Source organism: Psychroflexus aestuariivivens (genome assembly GCF_004010055.1).
Classification (GTDB): Bacteria; Bacteroidota; Bacteroidia; order Flavobacteriales; family Flavobacteriaceae; genus Psychroflexus; species Psychroflexus aestuariivivens.
Genome location: NZ_RQVT01000013.1, coordinates 23,660 through 39,014 on the forward strand (window position 1 = coordinate 23,660; position 15,355 = coordinate 39,014).

At 33.8% G+C, this 15,355-nt stretch carries 15 protein-coding genes; 6 read left to right on the forward strand and 9 right to left on the reverse strand.

All coding sequences use genetic code 11. The features are described from left to right. Positions 1 to 47: 47 nt before the first annotated feature. A complete protein-coding gene (gene aspS, locus EIG86_RS02240) occupies positions 48 to 1,796 on the reverse strand; it encodes an aspartate--tRNA ligase (protein ID WP_127844521.1) in 1,749 nt (582 codons plus the stop codon). A 287-nt stretch (positions 1,797 to 2,083) separates the two neighbouring features. Between aspS and EIG86_RS02245 the strand changes: the two genes are divergently transcribed. Next, complete coding sequence (locus EIG86_RS02245) at positions 2,084 to 2,443, forward strand: toxin-antitoxin system YwqK family antitoxin (RefSeq protein WP_127844522.1); 360 nt, start codon at positions 2,084 to 2,086, stop codon at positions 2,441 to 2,443. A gap of 27 nt (positions 2,444 to 2,470) precedes the next feature. Here EIG86_RS02245 and EIG86_RS02250 read toward each other — a convergent pair whose 3' ends face one another. Continuing rightward, on the reverse strand, positions 2,471 to 3,049 hold the full coding sequence (locus EIG86_RS02250) for a DNA-3-methyladenine glycosylase I (protein WP_127844523.1): 579 nt from the start codon (positions 3,047 to 3,049) through the stop codon (positions 2,471 to 2,473). Between the two features lie 47 nt (positions 3,050 to 3,096). On the opposite strand from EIG86_RS02250, the gene EIG86_RS02255 reads away from it, so the two are divergent. Next, positions 3,097 to 3,726 carry a thioredoxin family protein gene (locus tag EIG86_RS02255; RefSeq protein ID WP_127844524.1) on the forward strand — a complete coding sequence of 210 codons (630 nt, stop codon included), beginning with the start codon at positions 3,097 to 3,099 and terminating at the stop codon, positions 3,724 to 3,726. On the opposite strand, the gene truB is transcribed toward EIG86_RS02255, so the two are convergent. Genes truB through EIG86_RS02275 form a run of 4 tightly spaced genes read right to left on the reverse strand, consistent with a single transcriptional unit; the run spans position 3,712 to position 6,341 of the window. After that, positions 3,712 to 4,410: a tRNA pseudouridine(55) synthase TruB gene (gene truB / locus EIG86_RS02260; protein ID WP_127844525.1), complete on the reverse strand. Its 699-nt coding sequence runs from the start codon at positions 4,408 to 4,410 to the stop codon at positions 3,712 to 3,714. The two genes, EIG86_RS02255 and truB, sit on opposite strands and share 15 nt — an antisense overlap. Beyond that, positions 4,403 to 5,200 carry an undecaprenyl-diphosphate phosphatase gene (locus EIG86_RS02265; RefSeq protein WP_127844526.1) on the reverse strand — a complete coding sequence of 266 codons (798 nt, stop codon included), beginning with the start codon at positions 5,198 to 5,200 and terminating at the stop codon, positions 4,403 to 4,405. The genes truB and EIG86_RS02265 overlap by 8 nt, the downstream gene beginning before the upstream one ends. Further along, entirely contained in the window at positions 5,200 to 5,460 is a 261-nt protein-coding gene (locus tag EIG86_RS02270) for a DUF3098 domain-containing protein (protein ID WP_127844527.1), read from the reverse strand. The genes EIG86_RS02265 and EIG86_RS02270 overlap by 1 nt, the downstream gene beginning before the upstream one ends. Before the next feature lie 2 nt (positions 5,461 to 5,462). Next, positions 5,463 to 6,341 (reverse strand): cell division protein FtsX, encoded by an 879-nt coding sequence (locus EIG86_RS02275; RefSeq protein WP_127844528.1) that lies wholly within the window; start codon positions 6,339 to 6,341, stop codon positions 5,463 to 5,465. A gap of 225 nt (positions 6,342 to 6,566) precedes the next feature. On the opposite strand from EIG86_RS02275, the gene EIG86_RS02280 reads away from it, so the two are divergent. After that, a complete protein-coding gene (locus tag EIG86_RS02280; protein WP_127844529.1) occupies positions 6,567 to 7,142 on the forward strand; it encodes a hypothetical protein in 576 nt (191 codons plus the stop codon). A 120-nt stretch (positions 7,143 to 7,262) separates the two neighbouring features. Here the strand turns inward: EIG86_RS02280 and EIG86_RS02285 are convergent, their stop codons facing one another. After that, positions 7,263 to 7,637 (reverse strand): TM2 domain-containing protein, encoded by a 375-nt coding sequence (locus EIG86_RS02285; protein ID WP_127844530.1) that lies wholly within the window; start codon positions 7,635 to 7,637, stop codon positions 7,263 to 7,265. A 41-nt stretch (positions 7,638 to 7,678) separates the two neighbouring features. On the opposite strand from EIG86_RS02285, the gene EIG86_RS02290 reads away from it, so the two are divergent. The 3 genes from EIG86_RS02290 (at position 7,679) to EIG86_RS02300 (ending at position 12,608) form a co-directional block, all read left to right on the forward strand. Next, positions 7,679 to 8,572 carry a hypothetical protein gene (locus tag EIG86_RS02290; RefSeq protein ID WP_127844531.1) on the forward strand — a complete coding sequence of 298 codons (894 nt, stop codon included), beginning with the start codon at positions 7,679 to 7,681 and terminating at the stop codon, positions 8,570 to 8,572. 133 nt (positions 8,573 to 8,705) lie between these two features. Beyond that, entirely contained in the window at positions 8,706 to 11,792 is a 3,087-nt protein-coding gene (locus EIG86_RS02295) for a leucine--tRNA ligase (RefSeq protein ID WP_127844550.1), read from the forward strand. Positions 11,793 to 11,915: 123 nt separating this feature from the next. Then, positions 11,916 to 12,608 (forward strand): zinc metallopeptidase, encoded by a 693-nt coding sequence (locus EIG86_RS02300; protein WP_127844532.1) that lies wholly within the window; start codon positions 11,916 to 11,918, stop codon positions 12,606 to 12,608. A gap of 126 nt (positions 12,609 to 12,734) precedes the next feature. Here EIG86_RS02300 and EIG86_RS02305 read toward each other — a convergent pair whose 3' ends face one another. Together EIG86_RS02305 and EIG86_RS02310 are read right to left on the reverse strand one after the other, a co-directional pair. Then, positions 12,735 to 13,640 (reverse strand): zinc metalloprotease, encoded by a 906-nt coding sequence (locus EIG86_RS02305; protein WP_127844533.1) that lies wholly within the window; start codon positions 13,638 to 13,640, stop codon positions 12,735 to 12,737. 84 nt (positions 13,641 to 13,724) lie between these two features. Then, positions 13,725 to 15,257 carry a carbon-nitrogen hydrolase family protein gene (locus EIG86_RS02310; protein ID WP_127844534.1) on the reverse strand — a complete coding sequence of 511 codons (1,533 nt, stop codon included), beginning with the start codon at positions 15,255 to 15,257 and terminating at the stop codon, positions 13,725 to 13,727. Positions 15,258 to 15,355 lie beyond the last annotated feature (98 nt).

The window sequence follows — 15,355 nt, forward strand, 5'->3', positions numbered from 1 at the left end:
TTACTCAATCTTCATTATTAACCAAAACCAAAAATTTCAGTTCAAACTTATGATCTAAGTTGCAATTCTAATTCTTTCAATTGTGCGTCATCAATAGGTGCTGGTGCATCTATCATTACATCTCGACCTGCATTGTTTTTAGGAAATGCAATAAAATCGCGTATGCTTTCTTGTCCACCTAAAATAGCGACTAAACGATCTAAACCAAAAGCAATACCGCCATGAGGTGGTGCGCCATATTTGAAGGCATTCATTAAAAATCCAAATTGCGCCTGCGCTTCCTCTTCTGAAAAGCCAAGATAATCGAACATCATAGCTTGGGTTTTTTTATCGTGAATTCTTATTGATCCACCCCCAATCTCATTTCCATTTAGAACTAAATCGTAAGCATTTGCTTTTACAGATCCAGGATCTGTAGCTAGTAATGGAATTTGTCCGACTTTTGGGGAAGTAAACGGATGGTGCATAGCGTGATATCTTTGCGTGTCTTCATCCCACTCCAAAAGTGGGAAATCTACAACCCAAAGTGGTGCAAATTCATTCGGTTTTCTCAAACCTAGTCGTTTGCCCAATTCCATTCTCAAAGCGCTAAGTTGTGCTCTTGTTTCTGAAGTTGAGCCTGACAGAACACAAATTAAGTCTCCTGGTTTAGCATTGGTTCGTTCTGCCCAAGCTTTTAAATCTTCGGCATCATAAAATTTGTCTACGGAAGATTTAAAACTTCCGTCTTCATTATATTTTACGTAAACCATGCCTTTAGCACCAATTTGTGGACGTTTCACCCATTCTATGAGTTTATCAATTTCTTTTCTAGAATAAGATGCAGCTCCTGGAACCGCAATCCCAACAACAAGTTCTGCTTCATTGAAAATTTTGAAATCTTTGTGTTGTGCCATTTCATTTAACTCACCAAATTTCATCCCAAATCTGATGTCAGGCTTGTCATTTCCATAGGTTTTCATGGCATCATCGTAAGTCATTCTAGGAAATTCATCTACTTCAACGCCATTGATTTCTTTGAGTAAATATTTAGTTAAACCTTCAAATGTATTGAGAATATCTTCTTGATCGACAAAAGTCATTTCGCAGTCAATTTGGGTAAATTCTGGTTGACGATCAGCGCGCAAATCTTCATCTCTAAAACATTTTACGATTTGAAAATATTTATCCAAACCACCAACCATTAATAGTTGTTTAAAAGTTTGTGGTGATTGTGGCAAGGCATAGAATTGACCAGCATTCATACGACTTGGGACAACAAAATCTCGAGCGCCTTCTGGTGTGGATTTTATAAGATATGGCGTTTCAACTTCAACAAAATCTTGATTAGATAAGAAGTTACGGACAGCCATTGCCACTTTACTTCTGAAAATAAGTTTGTTTTGAACCGGCTTACGGCGAATATCCAAATAACGGTATTTCATTCTTAAATCCTCACCTCCATCAGTATCGTCTTCAATTGTAAATGGTGGTGTTTCTGAAGAATTCAAAACAATTAAATTTTTCACCAACACTTCAATATCTCCAGTCGGAATATTTTCATTCTTTGATTCACGTTCGATTACTTCACCTTCGACTTTTATTACAAACTCACGTCCGAGTTCTCGGGCTTGATCCATAATTGATTTAGGTGTTCGTTCAGCGTCAAAAACCAACTGAGTTATACCATAGCGATCACGAAGATCAACCCAAATTATAAATCCTTTATCTCGGATTTTTTGAACCCAACCCGACAAAACCACGTTTTCATTAAGATGGTCTAAACTTAAGGCGTTATTTTTATGACTTCTGTACATTCTTATTTTTTTAATGAAGTGCAAAAATAAGAAGTTAAACTTAGTTTACACAGCCTGAAAATCATTTAGTTTCATTTATCTCAACTTCTTTATTTAAGAGATCGAATGGCGTTGATTTATCTTATAATAAAATGCCTTGAACTAAATAATAAAGCGAATTCATTCAAGTATTAAATCACTAATAATCCAGCACTTATGGTATTTATGACGTTTAATGTTAATTTAATGTTACCTGAATGTGTTTTAAATGTAAAATATCTGTATATTTGTAACATAAAACAACGATTATGAAGACGATAAGCACATTATTTTTTGCATTTCTTATGAGTTTCAGCCTTTTTGCTCAAGATGGAAATGACAACGTGAAACTAGAAAAAGAGGGCGAATTAACGAAAGTTACGATGTATTATGAAGATGGAATCGTTCATCAAATTGGATACACGAAGAACAATAAATTGCACGGCGAATGGAAGTCTTTTGATAAAGATGGAAACAAAATCGCTAAAGCCAACTACGAAAACGGCAACAAAGTCGGGAAATGGTTTTTTTGGAACGACGGAAAACTTTCTGAAGTAGATTATGATACTAATCGTATTGTGAAAGTGAGTACTTGGGATAAAAAAGACACTTATGTCGTAAGTAAATAATCGATTTTAATTTGGTTTGAAAAAGCATCAGAATTTATTTTCTGGTGCTTTTTTGTGCTTAAAACATTTGGTAAGATGGTCATTCACCAAACCAACCGCTTGCATAAATGCATAAACTGTGGTTGGTCCCAAAAATTTAAATCCTCGTTTTTTTAAATCTTTACTAATTCTTTGACTCAATTCTGTTTGAGCAGGAACTTCATCCAAAAATTCAAACTGATTGAGTTTAGATCTATGATTTAAGAAATTCCAAATATAATCTGAAAAACTACCGAATTCATTTTGGATTTCTATAAAAGCTTTAGCATTTTGAATCGTTGCTTCAATTTTAGCACGGTGTCTTATTATTCCAGAGTCTGTAAGTAATTCTTCAACTTTACCTGAATTGTAATTTGCAATTTTAGTATAATCGAAATCTTCAAAAGCTTGCTTAAAATTATCTCGCTTTTTTAGAATTGTAATCCAACTCAAGCCTGCTTGAAAACTTTCCAACACTAGAAATTCGAAAAGCTTTCTGTCGTTTCTCACAGGTTCGCCCCATTCTGAATCGTGATAATTTTCATAAAGTTCATCGCCAACACACCAATCGCATCGTATTTTTGTCATTGTAAAATATTAATGAAATTATCGACTAATTTAGTAAATATCAAGTTATGACAGATAAAAAAAAGCTTCAACTAATTGAAAAGCATTTGGACAAATCCGTAACCTATGATTCATATAAAAAAATGGTTGAAGACCTACTAAATGAAGGAAAGTCTACAGGTTTAACCCAAAATGAAACCTACCTCAACTATTCCAAACTTGGACTAAGCCGAATGAAACGTTGGGAGAAAACAGCTAAACTTACAGAACGACAGCAAGAAATTATCAAAAATGTAAAACAATCTCAAACATGGTTAGTGATAGCTGAAGGCTGGTGTGGAGATGCGGCTCCTGTATTACCTATTCTGCAAAAAATTGCAGACCTCAATGACTATATCGATTTTAAAGTTATTTTGAGAGACGAGAATGACGATTTAATGCAAGCATTTTTAACCAATGGAGGGAAATCTATTCCAAAGTTAATTGCCTTCAATCTTGAGCAAGAAAAAATATTTTTCACTTGGGGACCGCGACCTTTTGAAGCTGCAAAAATGGTCGCTGAAGAAAAGGAAAAACACGGCGTACTTTCAGATGAATTCAAGACAAAACTTCAGCAGTGGTACAATAAAGATAAAGGTGAAAATATTTCGAATGATTTAATCGAAAACTTAAAGCAAACTGAACTAGATATGAAATGATTCTTCAAATTCTGAAATGCTCAAAGCATCTTCAACTTTGAAATCACCAATTTTCGTACGACGCAGTTCAGACAAATATGCGCCAGAATCTAGGGCTTTACCAAAATCGTGTGCCAAACTTCTGATGTAAGTTCCTTTGCTACAGATTACTTTGAAGTGAACTTCAGGGAAATTAATTTCAGTAATTTCAAACTTGGAAATATTCACCTGACGTGTTGGAATATCAACCTTTTCACCTTTTCTGGCGTATTCATATAGTCGTTTTCCATCTTTTTTCAAAGCAGAAAAGACTGGTGGTTGTTGCTGAATATCGCCAACAAAATTTGTAGCAGCATCTAAAATCATCGCTTCAGTGATATGTTCTACAGGAAAAGTTTGGTCAATTTCTGTTTCCATATCGTAAGATGGACGTGTTGCCCCAAGTGTGAAAACACCAGTATAAACTTTGGTTTGACCCATCAAATCTTCGATGGTTTTGGTAGCTTTGCCTGTACATAAAATAACTAAACCAGTTGCCAAAGGATCTAAAGTTCCGGCATGACCTACTTTTATTTTTTTGATTTCAAATTGTTTCCGAATGAGCCATCTCACTTTATTGACGACTTGGAAGGAAGTCCAATTCAAAGGTTTGTCGAAAAGTAAAACTTGCCCTGATTTTATGTTTTCTAATGTGAATTTATCCATTTAATTGAGTGAAAATTATGGAAATAACACCTACGATAAAACAATAAATAGCAAAATATTTCAATTTGCTTTTTTTTACAATTTTAATCATCCAAGTACAAGCAAACATCCCTGTGACAAAAGCTGCTAAAAACCCAACTCCGTAAATAAAAAAGTTGGCGTTTTCAGAAGAAATCTCACCACTAAGAATGTCTTTGGCAATTTTTCCAAAAATTAATGGCACAACCATCAAAAATGAAAATCTTGCGGCTTTTGACTTGTCATTTCCCAATAAAACTGAAGTTGCAATAGTAGCACCACTTCTTGAAATTCCTGGTAAAATCGCAATAGCTTGTGCTACACCAATAACGAAGGAATTACTGTAAGAGACAGGTTTTTGTGTGTTTTTGGCTTTATCTGTCAGCCATAATAATAAAGCTGTAACTATTAGCATAAAACCAACTAAAACAATATTATTACCAAAAAGCACTTCCATTTGGTCGTTGAAATAATAACCAACAAAACCAGCTGGAATCATAGATATTACAATCTTTAATGAAAATTTAGTTTCATCATTCCATTTAAATGAAAAAAGCCCTTTTAGTATTTCTAAAATATCTTTTCTGAATATTACAACTGTACTCAAAGCAGTTGCAAAATGCAAAATAACTGTAAAAAGAAGAGATTCTTTGGGTAAACTGTCGTTACCTAAAACAGCTTTACCGATTTCTAAATGACCACTTGAAGATACTGGAAGAAACTCTGTTAATCCTTGAATGACACCAAGAATAGTAGCATCTAGAATATCCATTATTTATGTTTAGGTTTAAGTAAAATGGCATAAATCTCGATGGCAAAACCTATCAAAACCAATGTTGGCGCCAATCTTATGCGTCTCCAACTAAATATTTCTTCGTTGAATACATCTGGATTGTCGCTACCACCGCCTGCCATCAAAACAAAACCTAGTGTAATTACACCTAAGCCAATCAGCATAAATTTGTAATTTTCCTTTTCAAAAATAAATGCATTTTTAGCTTTCTTTTCTTGTTTTCTTTTACTTTCTCCCATGATTAATAATATAATTCATCTGTTTTCAAATTCAAAAATCTTTGTGTGGCAAAAAATGTACTTAACCAAGATATGATGATTCCTAATAGAAGCACTCCAGCAAAAATTGCAGCCAACATAAGTTGATCAGTGATGAGTTGTAGTTCAGGAAAACTTTTATTAAGATAATATAATACAACTGCCATTCCGATCATTGCCAAAATTGAACCGATGATTCCTAATTTTACACTTTTCCAAATAAAAGGGCGTCTAATAAATCCTTTAGTCGCCCCTACCATTTGCATTGTTTTAATTGTGAATCGTTTGGCGTAAACAGACAAACGTATAGAACTGTTTATAAGTAAAACTGCTATAAAAGTTAACAAAGAGCTTACGATCAGTATCCAAAAACTCAAACGCTTGATATTATCATTAAGCAAGGCAATAAGTGGTTTATCATATATAATTTCATCGACAAACTTTTTTTCACTCAGGTCTCTTGATATTTCTGCAATCTGAACTTCTGAAACATAATCTGCGTTGAAATAAATATCTATAGAATTTTGGAGCGGATTATATCCTAAAAAGTCCATAAAGTCTTCACCAATTTCTTTACTAAATGATTTGGCTGCTTCTTCTTTGGAAACAAACTCGATACTTTTAGTATAATCGGCCAAAGCCAACGTTTTTTGCAACTGGTCAATTTCAACTTCTTTTGCAGTATCTTTTAGATACACATTCAAAGCAATTTGTTCTTTGAAATGATCTGCTACTTTTTTGGTATTTAGCACCAATAAAGCAAGTAAACCGACCAAAAACAGAACCAAAGCAATGCTGATGACTACCGAAAAATAGGAAGTTATCAAGCGTCGTTTTTGATATTTTTCAAAAGATGAAGCCACGTTAAATTTTTTGTAAAAATAAAAAACTCAATCGTATAACGCTCTATAAGCAAGTTTATTTTTTTGGGGAATACACTCATGTAATTTCCGACCAAATTGATTCCATATTTTCTTCCTTAGAATAAAAAATTAATGCTGAAAATATTTAATTTTTAAGAATTTGAATTTGAATTTCAAATCAAAAAAAAGAATACATTTGCTTATTAATAACCAATAAAAGTAACAATGAAAAAACTTATATTATCCTTGATGTTTTATTTTATTTTCATCATTGGATTCTCTCAAGAGTCTTCTAGCAATGATGAAAATCAGTCGAATTCTAAATCTATCTTTGATCGAAAAAATGAAGTAAGGCTTGGAGCGATCAAAATGCTTTCAGCAACAATTTTTGAAGCAACTTATGAAAGAATAATAAACAATAACGCTGGTTATGGCAGCAGTTTACTTATTAATCTAAATCAAAGTAATCAGTATCTTGAAGATTTTTCTATTACTCCTTTTTTCAGAATGTATTTTCAAACCTTTGAAGATTATGGTGCAAAAGGTTTTTTTGTCGAAGGATTTTCTTCATTTTTTGTAGGAAAAAACTATGACTATGTATATTATTCTGGTGTTGAATATGGGAGAGAAGAACATGAAACCTTCTTCGATACCTCAATTGGATTGGCTATTGGTAAGAAATGGATAAACACCTCAGGATTTGTATTTGAAATAAAGGCTGGAGCAGGTAGGAATTTGCTTGATACATCAGATATTCCTGTTTTATTTAAAGGTGATTTTTATATCGGCTATCGTTTTTAACAAAATCGATATGTATTATAAATTTTTAAATACATTGAATAACCATTCAAAGTAGGAAAAGCTTAAAACAAAAAAAGCTTCCTTTAATGAAAGGAAGCTTTAACTAAAAAAATTATTTACCTATTGGAAATTATCAGTCAAAATATTGATTAAATCAACAATTGCCCAAATACCAAGGCCACCAAGAGTAATAATAAATAGTATGTTGGCCCAAACTGGCTTACCAGCATACCAACGGTGTGCAGCAAATCCACCTAAAAAGAACCACAGAGCAACTGCTACCCATTTATCATAACCTGCAACAGCTATTGGCGTTACTGCATCCTCTGATGATGGAGCTTTGATTTCTGCATTTTCTAAAGTATTAACAAAATCCGACTCCGATTGGATTTCAAATTGCTCAATGTCTTTTGCAACATTTTGCTTGTTTACTGGAAAAGAGGCGAACATTAAAGATGATGTTAGTAACATCGCAACAAATAATAAATTTTTCATATGTTTGAATTTTAAAAGTTAGCGGTAAATCTAATAATTATATGTTAAATAAAAGTATTTTTTCGATAATTTTCTTCTTAATAAATTTAAGTATTTTTGGCCAAGACGAAAAAGCACAAGAATTTATTGGAGCTATCTCCTTAGAAGACAAAACAGTAATCAGTTATAAGTTGACTTTCCAAGATATTGGAAATGGTAAAATTGAGGGTCAATCTATAACAGATTTTTCTGGAGATCATCGCACTGTTTCTAAAATTTCAGGTCAAATTGACTATGACGAAAATTTAATTTCATTCAAAGAAGTTCAAAATCTTTCTACAAAGTCTGATTATGAACCAGACAGTTTCTGCTATATTCATTTGAATGATGCAAAAGTAAAATTAAGAAATAGAAAAAGTATTATTGAAGGAAATTTCACTGGTAAATTTCCCAACGGTGAAGATTGTGTTTCGGGAGAAATTAAACTTATTGGTTCAGATTTCTTTTTCAATCGCATGGACAAACTAAACAGGAAAATCAGTCGAGTTAAAAAAATTGATAGCATTACAAAGATCAATCTTTCATCTTCTATGTTCAAAAAGAAACTAGACGCCAATTTGTTAGAAAAAGACGATGTAGTGGCTCTTTTTATGAAAAATGAGCCAAATTTATATTTAGAAATTTGGGATGAAGAATTAGAAGATGGCGATCGCATTGATGTTTATATCAATAAATCTTTGTTTTTAGAGAATTATTCTATAAAAAACGAGAAAAAAATCATTAAAATCCCATTCGATTCTGAAGAAATCAGCATCACTATTATTGCTAATAATATTGGTGAAAAAGCTCCAAATACCGTCAGTCTAAATTTGAGAGACAGTCAAAACAATCATAAAATCCGCACAAAGCTCGAAGAAAATGAACAAGCTTATATAATGGTCAAGAAAGACGATTAATCCGTTTTCAAAATTTGTATTCTTCAGACAAATTTTGAATTATTCGTTTTTGACCGATTACAATATTCTAAAACTTACCAGTATTAATATCATAAATATTACTTTTGCCAAAATTGAATTTCAAGACAACGACATGGCATATAATTTTAAAGATATTGAATCCAAGTGGCAAAAAAGATGGGCGGACAACCAAACCTTTAAAGCCAAACAAAAAACAGATTTTGAAGGTGAGCCAAAGCCACCTTTTTATGTTTTAGACATGTTTCCTTATCCGTCTGGCGCAGGTTTACATGTTGGGCATCCTTTAGGATATATTGCCAGTGATATTTATGCGAGATACAAACGCCACAAAGGTTTTAATGTTTTGCATCCACAAGGCTACGATTCATTTGGATTGCCTGCAGAACAATATGCCATTCAAACTGGTCAGCATCCAGCTAAAACCACTGAAGTCAACATAAAGCGCTATCGAGAACAACTCGACAAAATCGGTTTTTCTTTCGACTGGAGTCGTGAAGTGCGCACCAGCGACCCAAATTATTACAAATGGACGCAGTGGATTTTCATTCAATTATTCAATTCTTATTATTGTTTAGACAGCCAACAAGCGCGTTCCATTGATGAATTAATTTCTGTTTTTACAGAAGAAGGAAATTCAAAAATCAATGCCGCTTGCGACGATGATGTCACCGAATTTTCTGCTGAAGAATGGCTAAATTATTCTGAAAACCAACAACAAGAAATTTTACTAAAATACCGCTTGACTTATTTAGCAGAAACCGAAGTGAATTGGTGTCCGCAATTGGGAACCGTTTTAGCTAATGATGAAATCGTAAATGGTGTTTCTGAACGTGGTGGTTATCTCGTGGTTCGCAAAAAAATGAAACAATGGAGTATGCGGATTTCAGCTTATGCAGAACGCTTGTTAAGTGGACTTGAAAAACTCGATTGGACCGATAGTTTGAAAGAATCACAACGCAATTGGATTGGAAAATCTGTCGGCGCTCAGTTGAAATTTGAAATTCAAAATTCAAAGCATATAATTGAAACATTCACAACACGACCTGACACTATTTTTGGGGTATCATTTCTAACTTTAGCCCCAGAACATGAATTAGTTATGGAAATCACAACTCCAGAACAAAAATCGGTTGTTGAAGACTATATAAAAACCTCAGCCAAGCGAAGTGAACGCGAGAGAATGGCAGATGTAAAAAACATTACAGGTGTGTTTACTGGGGCATTCGCAAAACATCCACTCAGCAAGGAGCCGATTCCAATTTGGATTGGAGATTATGTTTTGGCAGGTTACGGCACTGGCGCTGTCATGGCGGTTCCTTGCGGCGATCAAAGAGATTATGATTTCGCGAAGCATTTCAATATTCCTATTCCAAATGTCTTTGAAAATATTGATATTTCTGAAAATGCACATGCTGACAAAACCCAAACTATTATTGCCAATTCTGATTTTTTAAATGGTCTGAATGTAAAAGACGCCATTTCCAAAGCCATTGAAGCTTTGGAAGAAATTGATGCAGGCAAAGCTAAAATCAATTATCGTTTGCGTGACGCTGTATTTTCCAGACAACGTTACTGGGGCGAACCTTTTCCTGTCTATTATAAAAATGGATTGCCTAAGATGATTGAGGAAAAACATTTGCCATTGAAATTGCCTGAAATAAATGAATATCTGCCAACCGAAGATGGCGCACCACCGCTAGGAAGAGCAACAAATTGGGCTTGGGATTCTGAAAAAAATGAAGTCGTTAGTAATGATTTGATTGACGACAAAACGGTTTTTCCTTTAGAATTGAACACAATGCCAGGTTGGGCGGGCAGTTCTTGGTACATGTTTCGATATATGGAAACTGAAAATCGTAAAGACAATTTTGCTTCCAAAGAAGCTTTGGAATATTGGCAAAATGTAGATTTATATTTAGGAGGCAGTGAACATGCAACTGGCCACCTACTCTATTCCAGATTTTGGACGAAATTCTTGAAAGACCGTGGTTATCTAAATGTTGACGAACCCTTTAAAAAACTCATCAATCAAGGTATGATTTTGGGTGAAAGTGCTTTTGTTTATAGAGTTGAATGGCATTATATCGGAGAAAATTGGGGAGAGGTTTCTGAAGAGGATGAGTCAGAAATTCCAAGAAAATCGGAGTTTCCTAATCTTTATGTTTCTAGAGCGTTATTTTCTGAAATGGGACGCTATGTAAAGAACTATAAAGAATCTAGCTTGAAATCAGTTCAAATTATTTCTGAAAAAATTGATAGTCTAGAAAAAGAATTGAAAATTTTCGAAAGACCAGGTAAAACTAAAATCTCTCGGTCATTGTCATTGGCAATTACACCTGTTCATGTCAATGTTTCCTTTGTCAACACCTCCAACGAGTTAGATATTGAAGGTTTTAAAAACTGGCGACCAGAGTTTAGCGAAGCCGAATTCATTTTAGATAACGGAAAGTTATACGATGCTGACTCTTCCCCTTTGGGGAAGCCGGATGGGGCTTTTACTGTTTCTCGAGAAGTCGAAAAAATGTCGAAGTCGAAATACAATGTTGTCAATCCAGATGATATTTGTGAAGAATATGGTGCGGACAGTTTGCGCTTGTATGAAATGTTTTTGGGACCAATCGATCAAGCCAAACCATGGAATACTGCAGGTTTGTCTGGTGTTTTCAACTTCTTAAAAAAACTTTGGAAATTGTACCACCAAGATGAAGTATTTTCAATTTCAGAAGAAAAAGCCTCTAAGGAATCACTCAAGACTTTGCATAAAACCATAAGAAAAGTCACAGAAGATATTGAAAACTTCAGTTTCAACACTTCAGTGTCAACATTTATGATTTGTGTAAATGAGCTTACCCAACAAAAATGTAATAATCGTGAAATTCTTGAACCTTTAGCTATATTAATTGCGCCTTATGCGCCACATATCGCTGAAGAACTTTGGGAAAAAATGGGTCACAAAAACAGTATTTCTACGGCAGAATACCCAGTTTTTGAAGAGAAATTTTTAAAAGAAGATACCAAAACTTATCCGGTGTCATTCAACGGTAAAATGCGTTTCACTTTAGATTTGTCATTAGATTTATCCAAAGAGGAAGTTGAAAAAATCGTAATGGCTGATGAACGAACACAAAAACAATTGGAAGGACAAAAACCTAAAAAAGTCATCGTTGTTCCTGGAAAAATTGTAAATATTGTAAAATAACGTTTATCAATATTTAGTTTTATTTCTTGAAAATAAAATAATTTGATAAAAATGTCAGGTCAATGAATTTTGGCTAGGGTTTTGATATATTTGAAAAGTAAATAACAATTTAAAAAACAAAATATGTTTGGATATTATATATTAATTGGTGCTATTTTATTGGTCAGTTGGTTAGTCAGTAATCGACTCAAAAGTAAGTTTAAAAAATACTCAAAAGTACATCTACAAAATGGTATGTCCGGTGCAGAAATTGCGCGTAAAATGTTGGAAGATCATCATATTTATGATGTGGAAGTTATTTCTACACCAGGAAGACTTACCGATCATTATCATCCGACAAAAAAGACAGTGAACTTAAGTGAAAGTGTTTACAATCAGCGAAATGCCGCCGCCGCCGCTGTAGCTGCACACGAAGTTGGTCACGCTGTACAACATGCCAAAGCTTATTCTTGGTTAGAAATGCGCAGTCAACTTGTTCCTATTGTAAGTGTAGCTTCACAATGGAGCCAATGGGTAATTATGGGCGGATTGATTTTGATGACAATGGTTTCTTTTGGAGTTGGACAAATGGTTTTGCTTGCTGGAATTATTATGTTCGGATTAGGAACTTTGTTCAGTTTCATTACGCTTCCAGTAGAATATGACGCAAGTAATCGTGCTCTAGCTTGGTTAAAAGACAGAAATATTGTCACTCCAGAAGAATACAAAGGTTCAGAAGATTCTTTGAAATGGGCAGCAAGAACTTACGTAGTTGCCGCCATTGGTTCTTTAGCAACGCTTCTATATTTTATAATGATTTATTTAGGGAGGGAATAGTTTAAACTCGATACTAAGTCAAATTATAAAGTCGAAAAAATTCATTTTTTTCGACTTTTTTTATGTTTCAAATCGAATATCTCAGATATAATAAATTGAATTCAACAAAAAAATACAATTCAGTTTTTATTTCATAATCATTTCTTGTAAAGGCTTTTGATTTGCAATATATTCTCTAGCTCGAATTTTTTGTCCTGTGGTAAATACAGCACGACAAGAATGTTGAGTGTAAGCCATAAAATTTTGGATATCGCTTTTTTCTAAAGTATAAGGCGTTCCCTCACAATCGGTAGCATCGCCGATATATTCACAATTCTCATTTATTTTATGAAATTTACCATACAATTTCGGCATGGCATTGGTATCGGTCACCCTATCTCCTGCACATTTAGCATTATAATTTGGGTCATTTTCATCTCTTGTAACACGTTCACAATGCTGTGAGGTGTATCCAGAATGCGTGTGCATCAAACCGAAAATGTGTCCAACTTCATGCACTAAAATACCGGTGTTGTAGTTCAACATATTGACGGTCATTCTGTTATTGGACATTTTTCCACCTCTCAATTTATCATTGTTATTGGTGAATTTATAAGGAATGTAAATGTTTAATGCATTGTCTCTTGTGAAATCTCCAGACCTGATTTTGTTACCAAATTTATAGTAATTTGTCCAATATAATTCTGAATCGTTGATTAAGTCGAAGCCATCTAGCTCAAAACAAACTTTCATATTTTTGAATGCAGAATTTAGCAATTTCAGAGATTCGTGAATCTTATCCTCTGTCAGCTTATCCTCACTACTGCCATCATCCTGATTGAAGCCCCAAAGATGAACTCTGATTTTGATTTCTGGAAAAGAATCTAAATATTCAGGATCTGTGGAATAGGTGAAATTAGGGTCAGGATGGCAATTTTGTTGAAAAACCTCATCATCATAAACACAATATTCAAAATTCTCTGTTTCAGAAGATGATGAATTTAAGAATAAAAGAACTGCAAAAAGAGCTGTATTTTGAAAAAAATCTAACATGGTTTAATTTGAATTAAATCAAATTTACATATTTATGATTAAAGCTTTGATGTAATGTTAAAATTTAAAGTTAACTAACTACACTTATTTTTTTCTTTGCAGCGAATACAAGTCATTACGAATATCTTTCAAGTTTTTGACGCTACCGAAATTATGAAGTTCTCTCAGCGCTAATAAATCAACATCTGCAATTAGAATCATTTCTGTATTCGGTGTTGTTTGGGCTTTGACGCCATCGCTTGGAAAAGCAAAATCTGAAGGTGTAAAGACTGCTGATTGTGCATATTGGATATCCATGTTATGGACTTTTGGTAAGTTTCCAACGCTACCAGCAATCGCCACATAGCATTCATTTTCAACTGCTCTGGCTTGTGCACAAAGTTTTACTCTCGAAAATCCATTTTGCGTATCTGTCAAAAACGGCACAAATAAAATATCCATACCTTCTTTGGCTAAAATTCTGGACAATTCAGGAAATTCAACATCATAACAAATTAAGATTCCTATTTTACCACAATCTGTATCGAAAACTTTAAATTCACTTCCGCGTTGCATTCCCCAGACTTTAGCTTCGTCTGGCGTGACATGAATTTTCTCATATCTTTCTATGCTACCGTCTCTTTTGCACAAATAACCAACGTTATAAAGCTTTTGGTCAATGACTTCAGGCATGCTACCAGAAATAATATTGATATTATAAGCAATTGATAATTCTGCCATTTTCTGTTTGATGGGCTCAGTATATTTAGCCAATTCGCGAATGGCATCAGGTTCACTCAGATGATTATACTTAGACATTAAGGGCGCATTGAAAAACTCTGGAAAAAGGGCAAAATCTGATCTGTAACCCGATAGTGATTCTACAAAATATTCAACTTGATGTAGCAATTCTTCAAGACTTCTGTAAGATCGCATTTGCCACTGCACCAAACCTAAACGGACTTCGCTTTTTTGAACGCTAGGTTTCGGATTTTCTTTAACATAATAAATGTTGTCCCACTGCATCAAAACTGCATATTCTTTGGAATCTGCATCACCTTCCAAATAATTGGATAATATTCTCACAGGTCGAAAATCATTAGCCAGTTGAAAATTCAAAACCGGATCGTTTATTTCTTTTGTGCGTACTTTTTGTATATATTGTTTCGGGCTAATTTCCGAAGAAAATTTATAGTAATTTGGAATTCGACCGCCAAAGACAATGCCTTTCAGATTGAGTTGTTCAGTCAATTCTTTTCTGTAATCGTATAAGCGACGACCTAATTTCAAACCACGGTATTTTTTTTTGATAATGATGTCAATGCCGTAAAGCATATCACCATTTTCATCGTGATTTTTGAATTTCACGTCTCCAGCGATATCATCGTAGGTGTGCTTGTCTGATATTTTGTCATAATCTACAATAATTGAAAACGCACAACCAGCTATATCGCCATTTACAAGAATCACAACTTGACCTTCAGGAAAAATATCAATCAAACTTTTCAATTCACTTTTTTTCCAATATGCATCAGAAATATCACCATAAATTTCAATGAAAACTTCTTTTAAAGCTTCAAAATCATAAAGTGAAAGATATTTCAGCTCAACTTGTTCTATTTTATTATGTTGATCCATGATAAGATGTAGAGATTTGAATTCTGTTAGAGTGAATAATCCAAAAAGCGATTGAGAGTTACAAAAGAATTTCTTTTGACGCTTTGGTTGGTTTTCTT

What these genes read in the sequence shown, in the direction of transcription:
- truB (WP_127844525.1), bottom strand. Translation starts at nt 4,410, where the DNA reads ATGGATAAATTCACATTAGAAAACATAAAATCAGGGCAAGTTTTACTT.
- EIG86_RS02250 (WP_127844523.1), bottom strand. Translation starts at nt 3,049, where the DNA reads ATGACAAAAATACGATGCGATTGGTGTGTTGGCGATGAACTTTATGAA.
- EIG86_RS02300 (WP_127844532.1), top strand. Translation starts at nt 11,916, where the DNA reads ATGTTTGGATATTATATATTAATTGGTGCTATTTTATTGGTCAGTTGG.
- EIG86_RS02310 (WP_127844534.1), bottom strand. Translation starts at nt 15,257, where the DNA reads ATGGATCAACATAATAAAATAGAACAAGTTGAGCTGAAATATCTTTCA.
- EIG86_RS02285 (WP_127844530.1), bottom strand. Translation starts at nt 7,637, where the DNA reads ATGAAAAATTTATTATTTGTTGCGATGTTACTAACATCATCTTTAATG.
- EIG86_RS02290 (WP_127844531.1), top strand. Translation starts at nt 7,679, where the DNA reads ATGTTAAATAAAAGTATTTTTTCGATAATTTTCTTCTTAATAAATTTA.
- EIG86_RS02265 (WP_127844526.1), bottom strand. Translation starts at nt 5,200, where the DNA reads ATGGATATTCTAGATGCTACTATTCTTGGTGTCATTCAAGGATTAACA.
- EIG86_RS02305 (WP_127844533.1), bottom strand. Translation starts at nt 13,640, where the DNA reads ATGTTAGATTTTTTTCAAAATACAGCTCTTTTTGCAGTTCTTTTATTC.
- EIG86_RS02255 (WP_127844524.1), top strand. Translation starts at nt 3,097, where the DNA reads ATGACAGATAAAAAAAAGCTTCAACTAATTGAAAAGCATTTGGACAAA.
- EIG86_RS02280 (WP_127844529.1), top strand. Translation starts at nt 6,567, where the DNA reads ATGAAAAAACTTATATTATCCTTGATGTTTTATTTTATTTTCATCATT.
- EIG86_RS02295 (WP_127844550.1), top strand. Translation starts at nt 8,706, where the DNA reads ATGGCATATAATTTTAAAGATATTGAATCCAAGTGGCAAAAAAGATGG.
- EIG86_RS02270 (WP_127844527.1), bottom strand. Translation starts at nt 5,460, where the DNA reads ATGGGAGAAAGTAAAAGAAAACAAGAAAAGAAAGCTAAAAATGCATTT.
- aspS (WP_127844521.1), bottom strand. Translation starts at nt 1,796, where the DNA reads ATGTACAGAAGTCATAAAAATAACGCCTTAAGTTTAGACCATCTTAAT.
- EIG86_RS02245 (WP_127844522.1), top strand. Translation starts at nt 2,084, where the DNA reads ATGAAGACGATAAGCACATTATTTTTTGCATTTCTTATGAGTTTCAGC.